The organism is Streptomyces sp. ISL-99 (assembly GCF_018614005.1).
Taxonomy (GTDB): domain Bacteria; phylum Actinomycetota; class Actinomycetes; order Streptomycetales; family Streptomycetaceae; genus Streptomyces; species Streptomyces flavidovirens.
The window spans coordinates 56,587-76,723 of record NZ_JAGGPC010000005.1 but is presented as its reverse complement, the minus strand read 5'-3'; the positions used below and the strand labels follow the sequence as shown (position 1 = coordinate 76,723).

At 72.4% G+C, this 20,137-nt stretch carries 18 protein-coding genes; 6 read left to right on the top strand and 12 right to left on the bottom strand.

Going from position 1 to position 20,137, the window contains the following annotated elements:
• Positions 1-6 precede the first annotated feature (6 nt).
• The 5 genes from J7E91_RS03025 to J7E91_RS03005 all read left to right on the top strand — a co-directional run bounded on the left by J7E91_RS03025 (position 7) and on the right by J7E91_RS03005 (position 3,466).
• Positions 7-867: an NlpC/P60 family protein gene (locus J7E91_RS03025; protein ID WP_214898877.1), complete on the top strand. Its 861-nt coding sequence runs from the start codon at positions 7-9 to the stop codon at positions 865-867.
• A 25-nt stretch (positions 868-892) separates the two neighbouring features.
• Positions 893-1,285: a hypothetical protein gene (locus J7E91_RS03020; RefSeq protein ID WP_214898876.1), complete on the top strand. Its 393-nt coding sequence runs from the start codon at positions 893-895 to the stop codon at positions 1,283-1,285.
• Positions 1,286-1,578: 293 nt separating this feature from the next.
• A complete protein-coding gene (locus J7E91_RS03015; RefSeq protein WP_374224609.1) occupies positions 1,579-1,914 on the top strand; it encodes a zinc-binding dehydrogenase in 336 nt (111 codons plus the stop codon).
• A gap of 193 nt (positions 1,915-2,107) precedes the next feature.
• Positions 2,108-2,554 (top strand): ANTAR domain-containing protein, encoded by a 447-nt coding sequence (locus J7E91_RS03010; RefSeq protein WP_214898874.1) that lies wholly within the window; start codon positions 2,108-2,110, stop codon positions 2,552-2,554.
• 27 nt (positions 2,555-2,581) lie between these two features.
• Positions 2,582-3,466 (top strand): SDR family oxidoreductase, encoded by an 885-nt coding sequence (locus J7E91_RS03005; protein WP_214898873.1) that lies wholly within the window; start codon positions 2,582-2,584, stop codon positions 3,464-3,466.
• 7 nt (positions 3,467-3,473) lie between these two features.
• Here the strand turns inward: J7E91_RS03005 and J7E91_RS03000 are convergent, their stop codons facing one another.
• The 12 genes from J7E91_RS03000 to J7E91_RS02945 all read right to left on the bottom strand — a co-directional run bounded on the left by J7E91_RS03000 (position 3,474) and on the right by J7E91_RS02945 (position 19,080).
• Positions 3,474-5,120 (bottom strand): NAD(P)/FAD-dependent oxidoreductase, encoded by a 1,647-nt coding sequence (locus J7E91_RS03000; RefSeq protein ID WP_214898871.1) that lies wholly within the window; start codon positions 5,118-5,120, stop codon positions 3,474-3,476.
• 145 nt (positions 5,121-5,265) lie between these two features.
• Positions 5,266-5,721 (bottom strand): SRPBCC family protein, encoded by a 456-nt coding sequence (locus J7E91_RS02995; protein ID WP_214898869.1) that lies wholly within the window; start codon positions 5,719-5,721, stop codon positions 5,266-5,268.
• 172 nt (positions 5,722-5,893) lie between these two features.
• On the bottom strand, positions 5,894-7,552 hold the full coding sequence (locus tag J7E91_RS02990) for a catalase (protein ID WP_214898868.1): 1,659 nt from the start codon (positions 7,550-7,552) through the stop codon (positions 5,894-5,896).
• A gap of 229 nt (positions 7,553-7,781) precedes the next feature.
• Positions 7,782-8,999, bottom strand: coding sequence for a type III PLP-dependent enzyme (locus J7E91_RS02985; protein ID WP_214898866.1), 1,218 nt, complete (start codon positions 8,997-8,999; stop codon positions 7,782-7,784).
• The gene (locus J7E91_RS02980) at positions 8,996-10,756 is read right to left on the bottom strand and encodes an IucA/IucC family siderophore biosynthesis protein (protein ID WP_214898865.1); all 1,761 of its coding nucleotides are present in this window, start codon (positions 10,754-10,756) and stop codon (positions 8,996-8,998) included. Before J7E91_RS02980 ends, J7E91_RS02985 begins: the two co-directional genes overlap by 4 nt.
• Complete coding sequence (locus J7E91_RS02975) at positions 10,756-12,006, bottom strand: MFS transporter (protein ID WP_214898864.1); 1,251 nt, start codon at positions 12,004-12,006, stop codon at positions 10,756-10,758. The genes J7E91_RS02980 and J7E91_RS02975 overlap by 1 nt, the downstream gene beginning before the upstream one ends.
• The gene (locus J7E91_RS02970) at positions 12,003-13,817 is read right to left on the bottom strand and encodes an IucA/IucC family protein (RefSeq protein WP_214899012.1); all 1,815 of its coding nucleotides are present in this window, start codon (positions 13,815-13,817) and stop codon (positions 12,003-12,005) included. The genes J7E91_RS02975 and J7E91_RS02970 overlap by 4 nt, the downstream gene beginning before the upstream one ends.
• A 26-nt stretch (positions 13,818-13,843) precedes the next feature.
• Positions 13,844-15,034: an acetyl-CoA carboxylase biotin carboxylase subunit family protein gene (locus tag J7E91_RS02965; RefSeq protein ID WP_214898863.1), complete on the bottom strand. Its 1,191-nt coding sequence runs from the start codon at positions 15,032-15,034 to the stop codon at positions 13,844-13,846.
• Positions 15,035-15,122: 88 nt separating this feature from the next.
• Entirely contained in the window at positions 15,123-16,142 is a 1,020-nt protein-coding gene (locus J7E91_RS02960) for an ABC transporter substrate-binding protein (RefSeq protein WP_214898862.1), read from the bottom strand.
• Between the two features lie 48 nt (positions 16,143-16,190).
• Positions 16,191-17,039, bottom strand: a complete 849-nt coding sequence (locus tag J7E91_RS02955) for an ABC transporter ATP-binding protein (protein WP_214898861.1) — start codon at positions 17,037-17,039, stop codon at positions 16,191-16,193.
• Positions 17,036-18,100 (bottom strand): FecCD family ABC transporter permease, encoded by a 1,065-nt coding sequence (locus J7E91_RS02950; protein WP_374224606.1) that lies wholly within the window; start codon positions 18,098-18,100, stop codon positions 17,036-17,038. The genes J7E91_RS02955 and J7E91_RS02950 overlap by 4 nt, the downstream gene beginning before the upstream one ends.
• Entirely contained in the window at positions 18,097-19,080 is a 984-nt protein-coding gene (locus tag J7E91_RS02945; RefSeq protein WP_308375999.1) for an iron ABC transporter permease, read from the bottom strand. Before J7E91_RS02945 ends, J7E91_RS02950 begins: the two co-directional genes overlap by 4 nt.
• A gap of 204 nt (positions 19,081-19,284) precedes the next feature.
• Here J7E91_RS02945 and J7E91_RS02940 point away from each other — a divergent pair, with 204 nt between their 5' ends.
• Positions 19,285-20,136: a (2Fe-2S)-binding protein gene (locus tag J7E91_RS02940; RefSeq protein ID WP_214898860.1), complete on the top strand. Its 852-nt coding sequence runs from the start codon at positions 19,285-19,287 to the stop codon at positions 20,134-20,136.
• The last annotated feature ends 1 nt before the right edge of the window (position 20,137 follow it).

The following is a 20,137-nucleotide window of genomic DNA, read 5'->3' as shown; positions in this document are numbered from 1 at the left end:
TCAGACATGCGCAATCGATGGAGAGCGGCAGCCGCGGCGGCGGCCGTCGGACTGTCGCTCATCGCCTGGCCGGCGGAGGCGGGACAGCCCGTACGGGTCGCGCCTTCCGGGACCGCGGCCGCCGAAGGGTGTGACGTCCTCACACCCGGAGCCTCGGCGGCGGCCGAGAAGGCGGTACGGGCCGCCTGTTCGCAGATCGGCGTGTGGTACTCGTGGGGCGGCGGCCACGGCCCGGCCCCCGGGCCCACGTACGGGATGGTGGACCCGACCGATCCGGCCAGCGAACACGATCCGCAGCGGCGCGGCTTCGACTGCTCGGGCCTGGTCAGGTACGCCTACGCCGAGGCGACCGGCCAGGACATCCTGAACGGCACGGCCCACAGCCAGTACAACACCCCGCACGCGACTGCCCGCTTCGGCCCGTCGGAGGGGACCGGGCCGCTGGTCCCCGGGGACCTGCTGGTCTACGGGAACGCCCGCAAGGTTCATCACATCGCGATCTACCTCGGCGCCGGAAAGATGGTCGAGGCGAGGCAGTCCGGCACCCGGATCACGGTCAGTGATGTGCGCCTGGGCGGCGACTCCTTCGGGGCCGTACGCGTCAACGGCACACCGGGGCAAGGCACGTTCAGCACCTGGGGTACGGACGTGTGGACACATGCCGAGGCGTCCACCACGAGCGCGCGGGTGCACAAGTTCGCGGGGCCGACGTCCGTGCGTATCTCGTGCCAGAAACACGCCCAGCCGGTCACCGCCGAAGGCATCACCAACGACGCCTGGTCCTATCTGCCGGACCACAAGGCGTGGATCACCAACATCTACATCAAGGGCCCGGCCTGGCTCGACGGCGTGCCCACCTGCCCGTAGGACACACACACCTCAAGGAGCAATCATGAGCCCCCACCTGAACCTCAACCTCACCAAGAAGCTCGCCGTCGCCCTCGCCGCGACCGCTCTGACGGCCGGCCTGGCCGGCGTCACGGCTCCCGCCACCGCCGCCCCCGCCGGACCCGCCGCCGAATGCGGGGTCCGTTCGGACGGCAAGCTGTACTGCGGCAACCGGGCCGGCGCAAAGGGCTACGAGCACCGGTCGTACGCCTCGGCGGTGCGCGGCCGGATGAACACGACGTTCAGCTGGTTCCAGTGCTGGGGCCGCGGCGACAGCCACCCGGGCGGCAACAACATCTGGTACTGGACCAAGCTGGACAACGGCCAGTGGGGCAACATGCCGGCCGTGGACGTCCACACGTCCGTCGACCCGGCACCCGGCCTGCGCGAGTGCTGACCGCACTGACGCACTGAGGAGTGGGCCGCCCCTACGGACGAGGGGCGGCCCACTCGGCGCACTCGCCCCCTCCGCCGCGCCGCCGCGTTCGGCGCGTCCGGCGCGGCGGATGTCACCGCCGTCACCCGGGCCTCGGCTTCGGCCGCGAGCACCGCTGAACGCCGCGCACAGGCTGTCAGTACCGCGAGGACCGCGACCGAGCCCCCGAAAGCCATGACCGTCGCGGGAGAGGTACGGTCCACCACGCGCCACCGGCCAGCGCCCCGACGGAAATGGTCGCCTGGAAGGACGCGGTGAAGAGGACAAAGGCGGCCTCCGGGGCGTACGGCGCGGACGCGACCACCACCCCCTCACTGGACACGCTGCGGCCCGGCGGGCTGCTCGTCGCCGTCCCCTCCGGTGTCTCCCCCGAACTCCTGGAGAAGGCCGGGTCGCGTGGTTGCCGCGCCACCGCGTACCTGGTCGAGCCGGACGGGCACGTGCTGGGCGAGATCGCCCGCCTGATCGACTCCGGCGTCCTCCTCGTGGAGGTCGAGGAGGTGTTCCCGCTGGAGAAAGCCGCCGAAGCGCATCGCCACGTCGAGTCGGGCCGCACCCGCGGCAAGCTCGTACTGCGCGTCGCTCCCTGAGCGTGACTCGCTCCCCGACGTAACGCCGCGGCGTAACTCCCCGGCGTAAAGGGAGCGACAGCAAAAAAGACTCACAGCCTCAAACCAGCAGAAACAGGGAATCACTCAAGGAGCACGTCCGAACGGCGGGCCGCCGGCCGTCCCCTGCTTGTGCCCGGGGCGGCCGGCAGACTGGTCAAAAGGAGCCGGAGTCATGACGACGAACGACAACCGCACGATCACCGCGGACAACGAGGCTCCCGTGCACCGGGAAGACGACGACCAGTACTGGCAGGCGTCGGACGCGGCGCAGTACCACGCCGCCCAGGCCGCCCTGGAAACGGTGCTGCCCCCCGCGCCGGTACCCGCGGAGCGGGCGCTGAAGAAGGAACTCAACCAGCTCTGGCACACCCTGGAAACCCGTCCGGTGATCGGTCTGGCCCGCACCATCGTCATGAGGCTGGGAGGCTGCACCCACGACGAGGCGTTCCAGGTTCTGGTGGACGTCTCCCGGTACACCAACATCGAGCTGCGCGAGATCGCCCAGCGCCTCGTCGACAGCGTCGACGGACCGCCCCCGAGCGGACCACTGCGTACGGCCCTGCACAACGCCTTCGAACGACTCGACACCACCACCGTCCGACCCGACACCGCCGGGTGAGACAACCGCTGGATCACGGAGGCGACGATGCCACGCACACTTCCCCTGCTGGGCCGCACCGCGGTGGTCACCGGTGCCGCTCGCGGCATCGGAGAAGGCATGGCGCGCGCTCTCGTGCGGCGTGGGGCCAGGGTGGCCCTGCTCGGCCACGAGGAGCCGGCACTCGCCCGGATCGCGGCCGCGTTCCCGGGCAGAGCCGCCCACTGGCCGGTCGACGTCACCGACGAGGCCGCGATGGCGCGTACCGCCGCCCGGGTGGAACAGCGCTTCGGCCCGCCTTCCGTCCTCGTGGCCAACGCCGGTGTGGCCGCGGGCGGGCTGTTCCTCGACCACGACCCGGCGACCTGGCGCCGGGTCGTGGAGGTCAACCTGATCGGCAGCGCGGTCACCGTCCGGGCCTTCCTGCCCGGGCTGCTCGTGACGCGCGGCTACTACCTCCAGGTCGCCTCGCTCGCGGCCCTCGCCCCCGCACCCCTCATGTCGGCGTACGGCGCCTCCAAGGCGGGCGTGGCGGCCTTCGCCCACGCGGTACGCGCCGAGTTGGCGCACCGCGGCGTGGCCGTGGGCGTCGCGTACCTCAGCTGGACCGACACGGACATGATCCGGGGTGCCCAGCACCACGACTCCCTGCGCGCCCTGCGCGCCCGCATGCCCTGGCCCGCCGGCCGGATCTACGCGCCGCAGCCGGTGGTCGACCGTCTCGTCCGCGGCATCGAGCGGCGTTCTCCCGCCGTCTACGCCCAGCCGTGGCTGCGCGCCGCACAGGCGGCACGCGCGTGCCTGCCGGCGGTCGTCACCCACCGCGCCCGGCGCGAACTCAGCCGGCTCGACGGCCGCGCCGGCCTCTCGGCGACCGGACTGCTCGGGGCGGGCGGCGAGGCCGACGCCGACGCCGCGGGCCTGAAGCGGTGAAGGGTGGTCAGGACCGGGAGGAGTCGGTGTGCTCGCCGCTCCTGCCGCTCCTGTCGCGACGGCTGACAGCGCGCTGGGTACGGCTGAGTACGCCGCCCAGGGAGCGGCCGCGCAGCGCCGCCCGGGCCGCGTTGGCTCCCGGAGCGCCGTGGACGCCGCCGCCCGGATGTGCGCCGGCCGAGGCGAGGTAGAGCCCCCTGACGGGCGTTTCGGGGCGCCCTGTGCCGGGGACGGGGCGGAAGAAGAGCTGCTGGTGGATGGCGGTGGTGCCGCCGTTGATCGCGCCGCCGTGAAGATTCGCGTTCATCGATTGCAGCGTCGGAGGGGCGAGGACCCGGCGGGCCAGGATCCGCGACCGGAAGCCGGGCGCGTACCGCTCGACCTGGGCCTCCACCCGGTCTGCCATCGCTTCCTGCTCGCGGGAGTCCCACGCGCCCGTGAGGCCGTCGTCGCCCGCGTCGCCTTTGATCTCCTGCGGGACGTGGGTGTAGGCCCAGGCCGATTCGGTGCCCGCCGGTGAACGCGAGGCGTCGGCCGTCGTCATCTGGCCGAACAGGGCGAAGGGCCGGTCGGGCACCTGGCCCGTCGCGATCTGCGCGGCGAACCGGGTGAGGCCGTCGACCCCGTCGGCCAGGTGTACCGTACCGGCAGTCGATGCCCCGGCGGCCGTCCACGGCACGCGGCCGTCGAGCGCCCAGTCGACCTTGAACGTGGCGAAGTCCCACTGGAAACCGCGCAGGTCGCGGACGAACCGGCCGGGCAGGTGCCGTTCGTCGACCAGCCCGCCGTAGAGGTCCGGCACGGCGACGTCCGCCAGCACGGCCCGGCCGGCCGGAACCGTCTCGCCGCCCGCCGTCCGCACGGCCACGGCGCGGCCCGACCGTACGACGACCTCGACGACGCGTTCGCCGCACCGCACAGCTCCGCCGCGCGCTCGCAGTCGTCGTACGAGCGCCGCGGTGAGCTCGCCCGCGCCGCCGGTCGGCACGGGAAATCCGTAACTCTGACCGAGCATGGACATGAGCCAGCCGAAGCCGCCGCTGCCTGCCGCTTCAGGGGGGAGGTCGGCGTGCAGGGCGTTGCCCGCGAGCAGCAGCCGGCCCGCCTCGCCACGGAACTCCTCCTCACCCAGGCGGCGTACCGGCAGCAGCATCGTCCGGGCGAAACGCAGTCCGCCCGCGCCGCGCAGCCGGGCCGCGAGCCGGGCGGCGGAGCGTACGGGCGGGAAGGGGGTGAAGAGGGAGCCGAGGATGTCGGGGCCCAGCCGGTCCCAGACGCCGCACAGTCCCCGCCAGGCCGCGCCGTCACCGGCGGCGAAGCCGTCCAGGCCCGCGGCGGTGTCCGCGGCGCGGCGTTCCAGGACCGCGCACCGGCCGTCGGACAGGGGATGCGCCAGCACGCTGGGGGCGTGGCTCCAGCGCAACCCGTGTTCGTGCAGGCGCAGGCGGTCGAGGACGGGGGACGCGGCGGCCAGCGGATAGAAGGCGCTGAAGAGGTCGCTGACATAGTCCGGATGGACTCCGCGGTCGCTGCGGACGGCGCCTCCGGGCTCGGGCTGCGCCTCGAGGACTTCGACGGTCCAGCCGGCATCGGCCAGCACGTTCGCGGCGACGAGCCCGTTGGGGCCCGCGCCGATCACTACGGCGTCCGGCATCACTGTCTCCCGGCCGGCCGGCTCCTGACCGGCCGGCTCCTGGTCAGTCGGCTACTGATCGGTCGGCTGGTGATCGGTCGGCTGGTGATCGGTCGGCTCTGTCCCGCCGGCTCCTGTGCGCGGAGCGGACCGCGGGTCCATGGGGTCAGGACCGCGCGGTCGCGCGCCGCGTGGTGCGTTCGACGACCTTGGCCAGCCGGCCGAGCATGCTGCGGTGGCGCAGTTGCAGTACGGCGTCGAGGGCCGCGTTGTGCAGCGCGCCGCCCACTCCGCGCAGGGGGTGCTCGTCGAGGATGACCAGCGCGTCCTCTCCCCAGGGGCGGACCTCGATGGCGATCCTGGCGGTGCCCAGGGGGCCGCTGTCGACCTCCAGTTCCAGCTCGTGCGGCGGTGCGGCCCGGCGGACGATCGTCTGGCCCGTCAGCGTCCACGGCCCGACGCACACCGTGTAGTCGATCGTCGCGCCGACCTCCGGCCAATGGCCCTTGCCGGGCCGCGACTCCGAGGTGCCGACGACCCAGTCGCTGTACCGCGACCCGTCCGCCAGGACCTCCCACACCGCCTCGGGCGAAGTGCGGATCAGCTGATGCCGTACGGCCATGGGTCCTCCAACGCCTGGACAGAAACGACAGAAACGTTCGCCGGCCCCCCGAGTGCCCAGCCTAGGGCGCCCCACCCCGATCGACCTCCCGGGCGCGTCCGGGTGGCCCCGGCCGACGGGCCCGCACGTGTCACGTGCGGAGCCCGTCGGCCGGACCGCTGCTGTGGCGGCTTCACCGGGTGACGACGTGCCGTTCGTTGGGAACGCAGTGCGTCATGGTCAGACCGGTCACGTCGCGCGGAGGGTTCTCCCCGAGGTTCGCGAGCCGCTTGCGGTCTTCCTCCGTGAGGTCCTGGCTGGCCAGTGGCTCCAGCCCGGCGACGTCCTGCGGGCTGATCCCGAGTCCGTCACCCACCCGCAGGCCGAGCTCGTTCTCGACCATCAGGAAGTGCCACACCATCCGTTCCTGCACGGGACGGTCGCAGTCGGACAGCAGGGTGATGAAGTTGTGCACCAGGTCGTCCCGCTCCCAGTCCTCCATGAGCCGGAAGCGCTGACCGGCCTGCATGTAGTCGTTGGTGCGCGGGATGCGCTTGCGCGTGAGCCTGCCGCGGATCTCCGGGCCCTGCTCGTCGTGCGTGGGGTACTGCCCCTCGCGCAGGCCGCCGGTGATCGACGGTTCGTAGTTGACGCTCGGGTTCTCCCCGCCGCCGTCCACGTGGTACGTCATCATGCCGTCGCGCTGGTTGGTGCGTACGTCGGCGTTCTTGGCCTGGTTGACGGGCAGCTGGAGGTAGTTCGGCCCCACCCGGTAGCGCTGGGTGTCGCTGTAGGAGAACGTACGGCCCACCAGCATCTTGTCGTCGGAGAAGTCCAGGCCGTCGACCAGCACACCGGTGCCGAAGGAGATCTGCTCGTTCTCGGCGAAGAAGTTCTCCGGCATCCGGTTGAGGACCATCTTGCCGACCGGCTTCGGCGGGAAGTCCTGCTCGGGCCACGTCTTCGTGTCGTCGAGCGGGTCGAAGTCCAGCTCGGGGTGGTCGTGGTCCTCCATCATCTGGACGACGAGTTCCCACTCCGGGTAGTCGCCCCGGCCCACCGCCTCGTAGAGATCCTTCGTGGCGTGGCCGAGCCCCTGGGCCTGTACGTTGGCCGCGTCCTCCTCGGTCATGCTGCGTACGCCCTGCTTGGGCAGCCAGTGGTACTTGACCAGGACGGAGTCGCCCTCGGCGTTGATCCACTTGTACGTGTTGACGCCGAACCCCTGCATGTGGCGGTAGTCGGCCGGGATACCGCGCGGGCTGAACAGGTTGACGAGCATGTGCATGCTCTCGGGGGTCTGTGACATGAAGTCGAAGATCCGGCGCGGCTGCTGCTCGAAGCTGATGGGATTCGGCTTGAGCGCGTGGATGACGTCCGGGAACTTGATCGCGTCCCGGATGAAGAAGACGCCCAGGTTGTTCCCGACGAGATCCCAGTTGCCGTCTTCCGTGTAGAACTTCACCGCGAAGCCGCGCGGGTCACGCGCCGCCTCGGAGGAGTCACGGCCCCCGATCACGGTGGAGAAGCGTACGGCCAGGTCGGTGCGCTTGCCGCGCTCCTGGAAGAGCTTGGCCCTGGTGAACCGGCTGATCGGCTCGTCGCCCCAGGCTCCGTACGCCTCGAAGTAGCCGTACGCGGTGACTCCCCGGGCATGGACGACGCGCTCGGGGATGCGTTCACGGTCGAAGTGGCTGATCTTCTCCAGGAACTGGTAGTTCTCCAGGGTGGCCGGGCCCCTGGGTCCCACAGTGCGCTGGTTCTGGTTGTCGTAGACCGGGTGACCCTGCCGGTTGGTCAGTACCTTCCGGTCATCCTCGGGGGACGGGCCCTTGCCGGATACATCCGTCACGATCTTCAACCCCTTCTATGCCAGTTTTGCCGGATATTCCACACCATTCCTCTTGGGGTGGAAGCCCGGCACTCCCGACGGGCTCGCGCAGGGTGCGTCGTCACCACCCTGCGCCCGGCCCCGGGAGACGGGCTTCGCTGCCCCGCCAGTACCCAGCGGCATAGAAGTCATACGACCGGCCCTGCGGAATCCGGCCCCGCAGCGGGACCGGATTCCGCAGGGCGACGGTTCAGCCCCGCTCCTCTCCGCCCAAGTAGTGGAATCCCGGCCGGGGATGCATCAGGAACTCGTGGTGCGAGATGTTCCACGCGTACGCGCCGGCGAGTGAGAAGGCCACCCTGTCCCCCGCCCGCAGACCCGCCGCCGGGACCCGCCGGGCCAGGACGTCCTTCGGGGTGCAGAGTTGACCGGTGAGGGTGACCAGGTCCCGCCGGGCCGCCGAGCGCGGCCAGGGGTGCGGCCAGTCGTCCACCGGCAGTACGGAACACGGCTGGTCGTGGCCCTTCGTGGCCGGGGTGCGCAGATGGTGCGTACCGCCGCGGACGACCGCGAACTCCTCGCCGTGGCTGTTCTTCACGTCCAGCACCTCGGTGGCGTACCAGCCGCAGTACGCGGTGAGCGCCCGGCCGGGTTCGATACGGATCGTCAGGTCCGGGTGCGCGTCGGCGAGTTCGCCGAGCCCCTTGCCGTACGCCGCCCAGTCGAAGCGGCGCTGCGGCTCGGCGTAGTCCACCGTCATGCCGCCGCCGACGTTGACCTCCGCGAGGCGGAATCCGTGCCGGTCCGCCAGGCCGGTGGCCCAGCCCACCACGGACTGGGCGACCGCCAGCTGCTCCGCGGCCTCAAGGCCGCTGGCCAGGTGGGCGTGGACGCCCCGCAGGTCCAGTTGCGGGAACGTGCCGTCGGTGAGCAGCCGTACTGTCTCGTCGGCCTCCGCCGGGTCGAGTCCGAACGGCGTCGGGCGGCCGCCCATCGCCAGTGAGCTGTTCTCCAGCGAGCCGTCCGGCACCGGCAGATTGAAGCGCAGCAGCACCGCCACCCGCGCGTCCGGCACGGTCCGCGCGGTCAGTTCGGCCAGCATGCGCAGCTCGTACGCGCTCTCCACGTGGAAGCGTCGTACGCCCAGCTCCAGCGCGGTCGTGATCTCCCGAGGGGTCTTGCCGGGACCGCCGAAGGCCAGCGGATGTCCGGGGACTGCCTCGTGGACGTGGGTGAGTTCGCCGCCGGAGGAGACTTCGTAGCCGTCCACGTACGGGGCGAGCGCGGCCAGGATCTCGGGGTCCGGGTTCGCCTTGGCCGCGTAGTACAGCTCGACGCGTGCGGGCAGGGCGGCCCGTACCGTCTCGGCGTGCTCGCGCAGCGCCGCCAGGTCGTAGAGGTACGCGGGGAGCTCGGCGGAGGGCAGAGCGAGGGCGCGGTCGCGCACCGCGGAGGTGGGGTCGGTCATCGGGCGTTCCAGGGGGTGTCGGTGCCGGTCGCCCCGGACAGGACGTCCTCGGCGAGCGGCGAGGGGAGCCGTACGTAGCCGGCCTCACGGTCGGCCTTGCGCTCCCAGCGGGTGAGCAGGTTCGCCTTGGCCGGCAGCGGCACGCCCGCGAGGAGGGCGGCGAGCCGGGGCGGGCAGCCGTGCCGGTCCGCGTAGTTCTGGAGCGTGGCGCGGACCTTGGCCCACAGGGCGGGCTCGGTGTCCGGGTGCAGGTCGGCGAGGGCGGCGAGCATCTCGGCGACGTGGTTGACCAGCAGGCAGTAGACCACCCGGTCCCAGCCGCGCTCCGCGTCGTACGTCATGGGGCCGGCGACCTCGGCCGGGAGCGAGGCGAGGGCGTCCGCGTGGTGTTCCGGGACGAGCTTCGTGCCCTCCAGGTCGCGCAGGAGCACCTGGGCGGGCATGCCGTCGTCGTCGACGCAGACGACGACGTTCTGCAGGTGCGGCTCCAGCACCAGGCCGTGGTCGAAGTAGGCGGCGAGGACGGGCGGCAGGAGCAGTTCGAGGTACGCCTCCCACCAGTCCAGCGCGGCCTGCGGGCCGGCCCCGTCGATGAGGTGGGAGATGTGGCCGGGGCCTGTCGGGTACTCGTCGGCGACGGCGGCGGCCAGCAGCGCCGTGGTGCCGGGCAGCTGGCGCCGGGAAAGGCCCTCTCGGACGATCACTCCGAAGCCTTCGAGCAGCGCGAGGTCCGGTACGCCGTCGGGGCCGGGGAGGGCGAGGCTGCGGTAGGCGGGCTCGCGGAGCACGGCGGCGCCGGGGAACCTGACGGCCAGGTCGGCCAGGGCCGGGCGCAGGAGGCGGGTCAGGGCCACGGCGCCTGCCAGCTCGTAACTGGAGTTCTTGCGCAGGCAGTTGGTGATGCGGATGTTGAGGCTGAACTTCAGGAAGGTCTCGCCGTCGTACAGCGTGCGGACGGACGCGGTGGCGGCGAACGGCGTGCGGCCCTCCCCCAGGTCGATGACGTCGCCGCGCGTCAGCGCCTCGCGGAGCGCGGGGTGCTCGCGCAGCAGCTCGTACTGCCAGGGGTGCGCGGGCAGCAGCCGGTAGCCGGCCGGGACGGCGGGGGCCGCGTCGCCGTGCAGCCGGTCCAGAGGGTCGGCCGCGCCCGGCTCGGCGCTCTCCCCGGCGATCAGCTCCTCGCGTACGGCCAGGTGGCGCAGCGGGAAGGACGCCGCCGCCTCGGGGGCGTACGACGACCAGGCGTCGGGGTCGCCGGTGCGGGCCTTCGGGGTCGGGTGGAAGCGGTGGCCGAGGACGAGGGACTGCTCGGACGCGAGGTACGAGAGGTGCCGGCCGTCGGCCGCCGGGCGGGGCCCGGCCGCGAGCGCGGCGCTGACGCCCTGGTGGCTGGAGGCGACCTGCTCCAGGAACTCCTCGTTGCGTACGCCGGTACGGAGCGAGAGTTCGGCGTGCGCGTAGTCGGCGAGGCGGCGCCAGCCGACCTCGGTCCAGGTGCCGTCCCGCTGCTCGGTCACCGGGCCGGTGAAGCGATGCGCGCCGAGCAGCGAGGTGCGGCGCAGCGCGACCCGCAGGAGTACGCCGCACCGGGGCAGGCGCAGCAGGAGCTGCCCCTCGGCGACGGCGGTCTGGTGCTCGGGGCCCGACACCTCGCGCAGCAGGCAGTTCAGGAGGGTGTGTGCCACGGCCTCGTCGGCGGTGGGCAGACCGCGCGGGGCGGAGGCACGACGGGGGGCGGTGCCGGTCGGCAGTGTCATCAACGGCTCCTGCGAGGACGGAACGAACGGCGGATCACGATGGGGAGGGCGACCAGGAAGGCCGCGGTCACGGCGGCGGCGGTGCCGGTCAGTACGGGCGCGCCGGGGCCGAACCAGTTGTTGCCGGCCGCGGCCGCGAGGCCGGCGGCGACGGCCCCGGCCTTGGAGAAGAACTCCAGCGAGCCGAACATGCCGCCGGGCGCCCGGCCCTTGGCGCAGCCGGCGGCCAGCAGTGACAGACAGACGAGGCCGAGGGTCAGGCCGGCGCCGAGCAGCAGCCGGGCGCCCGCGAAGGCGGCGAGCGAACCGGCCACCTCGTGGGCGGCGAGGCCGAGCGCGATGAAGGCGAAGCCGAGGGCGATGCCCAGTCGGGGGCGGCTCTCGAAGGCGGAGTGCACGGCCATGGCGGCGACGAGGTAGCAGACGTGCGGCAGCGCGAAGAGCACTCCGGACATCAGCGGCGTCGTCCCCGGTATTCGCTCGTCGACGAGGGAGATCAGGTACGGGAAGGAGATGACGGTGGAGAAGACGAAGGCGAACTCGAGGGCGTAGAGCGTGCGCAGCGGCATGACCGGCGGCTCGGCCGCATCGCTCTCCACCGCCCTGGGCGCGCATTCCGTGCGGGCCTTGGGTGGTTCGGGCAGGGCGGCGAGCATCAGGGCGGCGCCGAGCGGCAGTACGGCGAGCAGGGCGTACTGGCGGTGTGGCGAGAGCCAGGGCGACAGGGCGCCGACGACGATCGGGGCGAGGACGAGGGCCGCGCGTGCGCTGCCCTGCATCAGGGTGAGCGCCCTGGACAGGGCCGGGCCTTCGAGCGCTGCGCCGAGATAGCCGTTCGACGCGGCGAAGGTGCCGCCGAGGATGCCCTGCAGGACGAGGGCGGCGGTGAAGGTCGCGAGGGAGTCGGCCCAGCCGGCGAGCAGGAAGGCCACGGCGAGGCCCAGCTGGGCGCGCAGCAGGAGCCGTTTGCGTCCGTAGCGGTCGGCGAGGCGGCCCCACAGGGGGGCGCCGAGCCCGCCGAAGACGGTCGGGACGACGTACAGCAGACCGGCCCAGCGGGCGGCCGTGTCGCCGAACTCCGGCAGGATCTCGGTGAGGTACGGCGGCAGGCCGAGGGCGGCGAAGGACGCCACGAAGTAGCAGCCGGCGACGGCCTGCACCTGGCGGCGGCCGAGGGCGGGGGCGGCAGGGGTCCCGGCAGGAGCGGCAGCGGATTCGAGAGCGGCGGCAGTGCGGGTGGTGGTGCTCATCGTGTGTCCCCCGTCCGCAGGAGGTAGTTGGGGCCGTCGGTGTAGTGCTTGTTGATGTCGGCGGCGCCCGAGCGCTCCTTGCTGAGCAGGGTGCCCGCCGTGACCATGGCCTTGACCGGGAGGCTCGGAGCGTCCAGTACGTGGGCGCGCAGCACCGCGCCGGGCTCGCCGGGTGCGGTACCGAGCCGTTCGACGGCCTCGGCGAGCCGGTCGCGTACGAGCCCCAGCAGCGCGTCGAGCGACGCGCGGCCGTGCCGGGCGAGCCCGAAGGCGTACGCTCCCGCGCACAGGTGGACCGTGATCGTGGTGAACAGGTCGGTGAGCTGCCGGTCGTCGTCCGTGAAGATCCGCGGGTCGGCGAAGTCGGACGGCGCGGGGGCGTCGGCGCCGAGGGTCTGGCGCAGCCGGGCGGTGTGGACGCGCGGCCCGTCGTTGTCCTTCAGCAGGAGCCGCAGCCGGGTCGCGCCGGCGCGGGAGTCGAGCACCAGGGAGATGTTCTGCTGGTGGGACTCCAGCGCGACGCCGTACCCGAAGAGTGTGGTCTGCCAGTCGAAGAGGAGGGTGAGGCAGGCGTCGAGCAGGGCGACGGGGTCGCCGCCGTAGAACCGGTCGGCGAGGTGGTCGATCACGAGCCCGCCGTCGGGTGCTTCGCTCAGCAGCGCGGCCATGGGGACGACGGCCGATGCGTCGAGGCCCGCCGGGTAGCGGCGGCAGAGTACGGCGAGGAGTTCGTGACCCGCGTGGGCGTACGTCGTCTCGTCCGCGAGCAGGACCGTTTCCGCGAACCGCTCCTCGCGGGCGATCACGCACTCCAGCAGCCGCTGACCGGCCGCGCCGTCGACGAGCGTGCCGGGCTTGATGGTGCGGCGGTTGCGCAGGCCAAGGGACGCGGTGGCGAGCGGCACCTTGAGGTGGAGGGTGGGGTCCTCGGCGAGGGCGACCGTACGCATCGAAAGCGTCGGTACGGCTTCCAGGTACGGCCGGTCGGCGAGGACCGTACGGTCCGTGAGCCCGCTCTCCCGCAGGGCTTCGCGCAATGGCGCGCCGGCCGACAGGGGGTGCACGGGGAGCGCGAGATGGCTTCGGCCGAGCTCGGGCAGGCCGAGGTCCGCAGGGGTGGGCCAGCAGTCGGGCAGTGCCGGTGGGCCGCCCGGCAGGGTGACCGCGTCCTGGGGTACGGCGATCCAGCGCAGCGCGAAGCGCGGGTGGAACTCCGGTGCGTACGCGCGCAGTTGGTCACGGCCGAGCCCGGACCGGCCGCGTGCGGTCGGGTAGACGGGGTGGTCCAGGTGGGCGGCGAGGGTGTCGTGGGCGAGGCCGGCGGCCAGGCCGGTCCAGTCGGCGGGTGTGGCGCCGTACCGGGTGGTGAGTGCCTCGGTGACCTCTTGGCGCGCCTCGGTGTGCAGACGGATGGTGTCGAGGGTCTGCCGGCACTCCTCGGCGAAGTCGTCGAAGCCGCCCCGGTCGGCGGGGTCGGCCAGGGCGCGCAGCGCCGCGAGGACCTCGTCGGTGGTGGTCAGTTCGGCGCCGTCGGACTCCCGTCGCAACAGCGGCAGCCGGGCGGCGTCGGCGCACTGGAAGCCGTCGGCGGCGACCGGGAGCAGCAGCGCGTCGGTGGCGGCCCCGTCGCCGCCGGCCAGCCGCAGCCAGCGGCCGTCCGCCAGCTCTACGGGGGTGCCGCGGGTCCGCAGGCCGACGACGTCTTCGCGCAGCAGCGCGCTGAGGACCCGCAGGAGCAGTCCGGCCTCGGCGGCGTCGGGCCCGGTGGGCGCCGGATCCGTGGCGGCGGGCGCTGCGGCGTCGGTCGTCACGTCGGCGGTCGTCACCTCGGCGGTCGTCACGGCGTGAACTCCCAGCGCTGCTCGGCGAGGAAGCCCTCCACGGCTCGGTCGACGGCCCCCTGATCGGTCCCGACGGCCCGGACCACTCCGACGTAGTCCCGGTTGGTGTGGTGGATCTCGTGCCGCTCGCCGACCTCGCGCAGCGGGCGGTAGGTCAGCCGTACGCCGTCCACTGTCAGGTCGGCGGCTGCCGGTGCCGCGGTGAGTGTCCCCGCCCGCTCGGCGCACGGGTAGTCCATGCGGGCCCGCCCGTCGGAGCGCGCCCCGAGGTCGTCGGGGAGCGGCTCGCCCAGGTGCGTACGCAGGATGTGCTCGAACAGCGGGATGCCGAGCAGCTCTTGCAGCACCAGGTCGCACTGGTCACCGATCACCCGGTAGTTGACCTCGATGATCCGTGCCCGGCCCTCGTGCACCACGAACTCGGTGTGGCAGGCGCCGAATCCGACGCCGAGCGCGTCGAGCTGCGCGAGCACCTGGGCGACGACCGGCTCGGGGTGCGCGGGGACGTACGTGAGACGGGTCTCGATGAAGTACGGCGGTGGCGAGAGCTCGGTGTGGAAGCCGCCCAGCACATGACGCAGTCGGCCGTCACCGAGGGTCTCCAGCGTGTACAGCTCCCCGGCGAGGTACTCCTCGACGACCAGGGCCGCTTCCGGCCGCCGCGCCTGTATCTCCTTGCAGCGCTGCACCAGTTCGTCGTCCGTGGCCGCGAGCACGACGTCCTCGCTGGCCACACCTTCCCGTGGTTTGACCACACAGGGGTACGGAACAGGGCGGGCCGTCAGCTCGGCGGGGTCCTGCCCGGCGGCGAGTTCGGCCGACCACACGCAGTCGGCTCCGGCGGCGGCGAGGTGCCTGCGCATCTCGGCCTTGTCCTTGGCGCGCAGGGTGGCCCGCCAGTCCTTGGCGGGCAGGCCGAAGTACGCGGCGGCCAGGGCGGCCTGGGTCTGGAGGTGGTCGCTGTTGGTGAAGACCGCGTCGGCCGGGTGGTGTGTGGCGATCCGGGTGATGACGGCGCGGTAGTCGCGTACGTCGCACTCCAGGATCTCGATGTCCGCGGCGGTGCGCCGGTGAGGCTCGGGCTGGTCGGTGAGCAGGGTGATGTCGATGCCGAGCCGACGGGCGGCGGGGAGGAAGCCCTCGGAGACGGAATCGGTCGGGTTGAGGGCAAGCAGGTACATCCGCATGAGCGGGAGGACCCCTTCCGGGCCTGAAGTGGGGGGACGGTGACGCCGGGCGGGGGCGGACCGGCCTGCGGCCCGCCCCCGGCAGGTGTTACTTCTTGGGGAGTTCCACGCCGGCGGCCTTCGCCACGTCGGCGAGCATGTGCTCGGCGGCCTGGACACCGATGCCGGACATCCACGTCTCGTCGGGAACGGTGAAGACCTTGTCGTTCTTGACCGCGTTCAAATCCTTCCAGACCGGGTTGGACGTGACGTCCTTCTGCTTGGTCTTGGACGGGTCGTCGGCGAGCGTGACGAAGATCAGGTCGGCCTCGGCCTTGTCGATCTGCTCGGGGCTGACGTCCAGCATCGTGACCTCGGGGTCGACGGAGGACTGCGACTTGGGGCGGGCGAGGCCGATGTCGTTCAGGACGATGCCGCTGTACGCCGACTTCTGGTAGAGCCGGGTCGGTCCCGCGACGAAGCGGACGACGGAGGCGGAGGGCATCTTGCCCTTGTGCTTCTTCTTGATCTCCTCGCCGAGGGCCTTGGCGCGGGTCTCGTAGGCCGTCAGCGCGCTCTTGGCCTCCTTCTCCAGGCCGAGCGCCTCGGCGTGCACCGCCAGGTTCTCCTTCCAGGGGCCGCCGGTGGTCTCGGTGAAGACGGTCGGGGCGATGCCCGCGAGCTTCTTGTACACCTTCTCGTGGCGGACCTTGGAGGACAGGATCAGGTCGGGCTTGAGCGCGGCGATCTTCAGGAGGTTCGGCTCGAGGAGCGGGCCGACGTCCTTGACACCGTCGGTCTTGCCCTTGAGGTAGTTCGGGAAGCCGCCCGCGGTCTTCATGTGCGGGGAGACCGCGCCGACCGGCTTGATGCCGAGCATCGTCACGTCGTCCAGTTCACCGGTGTCGAGCACGACGACACGGGCCGGCTTGGCGGGGATCTTGGTGCTGCCCATGGCGTGCTCGACGGTGCGCGGGAAGCCGGCGTCCGCCTCGGCGCCCGCCTTCTGGGGCTTGCCCTCGGCGGCCTTGTCGCCGCCGCAGGCGGTGAGCGCGGTGGCGCCTACGAGGACGGCGGAGAGCGCGGCGCCGAAGCGGCGCAGGCCGCGGCGGGAGGTGCTGGTGTTCATGAGGGTGTTTCGCCTTCTTGCAGTGAGCGGATGGGGACGGAAGGGCGGTCAGACGGTTACGGCAGCGGTGTGCCGGGTCGCCGTGCTCTTGGGGACGACCAGCGGGGTGCCGGTCTCCGGGTCGGGGATCACCCGGCAGTCCACGTCGAACACGGACTTGACCAGTTCCGCGTCGAGCACCGCCGCCGGAGCGCCGGCGGCGGCCAGCCGCCCGTCTTTGAGCACCACGAGGTGGTCCGCGTAACGGGCGGCCTGACCGAGGTCGTGCAGCACCATCACCACGGTGCGGCCGGCCTCGGAGTGCAGTTCGGCGACCAGGTCGAGTACGTCGAGCTGGTGCCGCAGGTCGAGGAAGGTCGTGGGCTCGTCGAGCAGCAGCAGCTCGGTGTCCTGGGCGAGTGCCAGGGCGATCCAGGCGCGCTGCCGCTGGCCGCCGGAGAGCCGGTCGACCGGCTGGTCGCGCAGCGCCGCCGTACCGGTGCGCTCCAGGGCGGCCTCCACTGCGGCCTGGTCGGCGGCGGACCAGGGGCTGAGGAGTCGCTGGTGCGGGTAGCGGCCGAGGCGTACGAGCGCTTCCACGGTGATCGCCTCGGGGGTCACGGGCTGCTGCGGCAGCAGGCCCATCCGCAGCGCGAGCGAGCGGGCCGGCATGCCGTGGATGTCGGCGCCGTCCAGGGTGACGCTGCCGCCGGCCGGGCTGAGCAGCCGGTTCAGGCCGCGCAACAGGGTCGACTTGCCACAGGCGTTGGGACCGACGATGGCGGTGACGGCGCCGCCGGGCAGGACCAGGTCGAGGCCTTCGATGACGGACCGGTCGCCGTAGCGCAGGTCGAGGCTGTGGGTGGCCAGCTCGTTCGACTGCGCCTGCGTCTGCTTCTGCTGCGTGGTCGTGGTCATAGGGAGCTCCTGTTGACGGCCTTGCTCTGACGGATCATCAGCACCAGCAGCCACGGGGCCCCGAGGGTCGCGGTGACCACCCCGACCGGCAGCCCCTCGACGGGGATCACGTGCTGCACGATCAGGTCGGACGCCAGCAGCAGTACGGCGCCGGCCAGGCCGCACAGCGCCAGCGTGCCGGGGGTCGGCGGGCCCGCGAGGAACCGCACGACGTGCGGCACGGCCAGCGCCACGAACGCGACCGGTCCCGAGATGGCGGCGGCCAGCGACGCCAGCACGATGGCGGTGACGAGCAACTGGAGACGGGCGGCGGAGGTGTTCAGGCCGAGCCCGCCCGCCGAGTCGTCACCGAGGTCCAGTACGGCCAGCCGCCGGTGCAGGGCGAAGGCGAGGGCCAGGGTCAGGACAACAGCGCCCGCCGCCGCCCAGACCTCGGTCCAGGTACGTCCGTACAGCGATCCGGTGGTCCATTGCAGCGCGGAGCCCGCGAGCTCGGCGGGGAAGCGTACGACCATGAAGTTCACGGCGGCGGCGAGGCCCGCCTGCACGGCGAGGCCGACCAGCACCATGCGGGTGACGTCGAGTCCGGAGCGCCAGGCGAACACCCCGAGCAGCAGGGCGGCGAGCAGTCCGCCGCCCAGCGCGCCGAGCGGGATGAGGGCCTGCGAGGCGCCGACGGCGAGCATCGACACCGCTCCGAAGGAGGCGCCGCCGGTTATGCCCATGACATCCGGAGAGGCGAGCGGGTTACGGAACAGCCGCTGCAGCAGCGAGCCCGCGACGCCGAGCCCGGCTCCCGCGACGACCGCAGCGGTCAGCCGGGGCGCCAGGAACTCCTGGACCACGAACACATCGCCTTCGTCGCCCGCTCCCACGAGGGCGCGCAGCGCGACGGACGGAGTCATCGGTATCTCGCCGACGGTGAGCGAGACGGTGGCGAGCACGAGGAGGAGGGCGACGGCCGCACCGCCGAACAGGGCGCTGCGGCGCCGCCGCCGGGCGCGGGCAGCGCCGACACGCTTGACGGGGGCGGGCCGTGAAATCTCCACAGTCTTGGTCACCGGGCCACCTTCCGGGCGAGCAGGGCCAGCAGCGGGGCGCCGAGGAACGCGCTGACGATGCCGACCTCCAGCTCGGACGGGCGTATGACGACACGGCCCAGTACGTCGGCGGCGAGCAGCAGCAGCGGACCGGCGATCAGGCAGCCGGGTACGAGCAGCCGGTGGTCGGCGCCGAGCAGCGGGCGCACCAGGTGCGGTGCGGCGAGGCCGATGAAGGCGATGGGTCCGGCGGCGGCGACCGCCGAACCGGCGAGCAGAACCACTGCGATGCCGCCGGCCAGCCGGATCCTCGCCACGGGTACGCCCAGCGACTGGGCGGCGTCGTCGCCGAGCGCGAGGGCGTTGAGCGCGGGAGAAATGGCCAGGGCGAGCACCAGTCCGACGACGAGCGTGGGCAGCACCGGCCAGAGCACGTCGAGCTGACGCTCGGCCAGCGAGCCCGCCAGCCAGAACCGGGCTTCGTCGTGGGTGCGCTGGCTGGCCAGCATCACCGCCGAGGTCCAGGACAGCAGGACCAGTTGCAGCACGGTGCCGCCGAGCGCGAGCCGCACCGGATCGAGATCGCCGCCGCGCCGGGCGAGTGCCTGGGCGAACAGGGCGGCGGCCGCCGCTCCGGCGAAGGCGAACCAGACGTACTCGACGGGCCGGGTGAGATGCAGGGCGAAGATGGCGACGACCACGGCGAAGCCCGCGCCGGCGTTGATGCCGAGGGTGGTGGGTGAGGCGAGCGGGTTGCGGGTGATGCCCTGGGCGACGGCTCCGGCGACGCCCAACGCCGCGCCGACGGCGAGTCCGAGGACGGTGCGCGGCAGCCGCAGGCCGGTGACCACGAGCGCGTCACGTCCGACGGCGTCGCCGAACAGCGCGTCGGCGACGACGGACATCGGTACCGGCCGCGAGCCCATGGCGAGGCTCAGCGCGGCGCACAGCGTCAGCGCGCAGGCGCCGACGACAAGTAGCGGTACCCGCCGGGCGGTTATAGGGGGCGAAGCAGCTGCCAGGGCCCCGGGCTCGTTCTTGGACACGAGGCGACAGGTTAGGTTAGGTGTACCTAATTCTGTCAACTCCGGTCCGGCGTCTCCGCTCCGGACACCCCCTGATCACCAGGGTGCGAACATGAGACTAAGGTGAGGCTGACCTTACGTCCAGCGATGTCGTCCAGCGATGTTGGAGGGGAGTTGAAGATGCCGGTTCCGGCACCCACCGCACCCGCCCGGGCCGCGAGTTCCTCCGTACTACTGGCTGACACGTATCAACGCCTCGCGCACCTCTGTGAATCGCTGCGCGTGAAGGTCGCGCATACGGCGCATCCCGCCGAAGGCTGGACCGACAGCGCGCGCCTGGTGTCCGAGCCGGGACAGCTCGACGACTTCGTGGACGCGGAGTCCCGTCGCATCGAAGCCGCGCACGGCCACACCGCCCGCCCTGACGTCGCCGCGTCCAGGGCGCTTCACCACTACCTCTGGTCGGTCTGCCTGCTGATGAGCGGCCCCTGGTACCTGGAGCGGCGGGTGCCGCGGCTACGTCCGCAGGACGTGCACATCGAGCCCGGCAGCGGAGACTTCGCCGTCGTGCCCGGCACCTTCACCTGCCTTCCGGACGATCCCGCGGCCGCATCCCCCGGCGTACGTGTCGTAGCGGACGAGGAGGCGCTGCGCGCCGAGCTGCGGACCGCCGCGGCCGAGTTCGTACGTCCCCTGCTCACCGCGCTCGCACCCCGGCTGCGCCGGGGTCCGAGGGTGCTGTGGGGCATGACCGGCGACGATCTGGTCTCCGGGATCTGGTACCTCGGCCGCATGCTCGGCGAGGAGGGCCGGTCCGTCCGCGCCGCCACCGAACTGCTCCCCGGCCCGATCGCACCGTTCCCCGGTGGCGCGGACTTCCGTCGTCTGCGCGACAGCGGCGGCCTGCCGCACACGACGCGCACCCGGCTCGGCTGCTGCCTCTACTACACGATCCGGCCCGACAGCGCTTGCCTGACCTGCCCGCGCGTCTGCGACAGCGAGCGTCTGGAGCGGCTCGCCACACCGGGTTAGG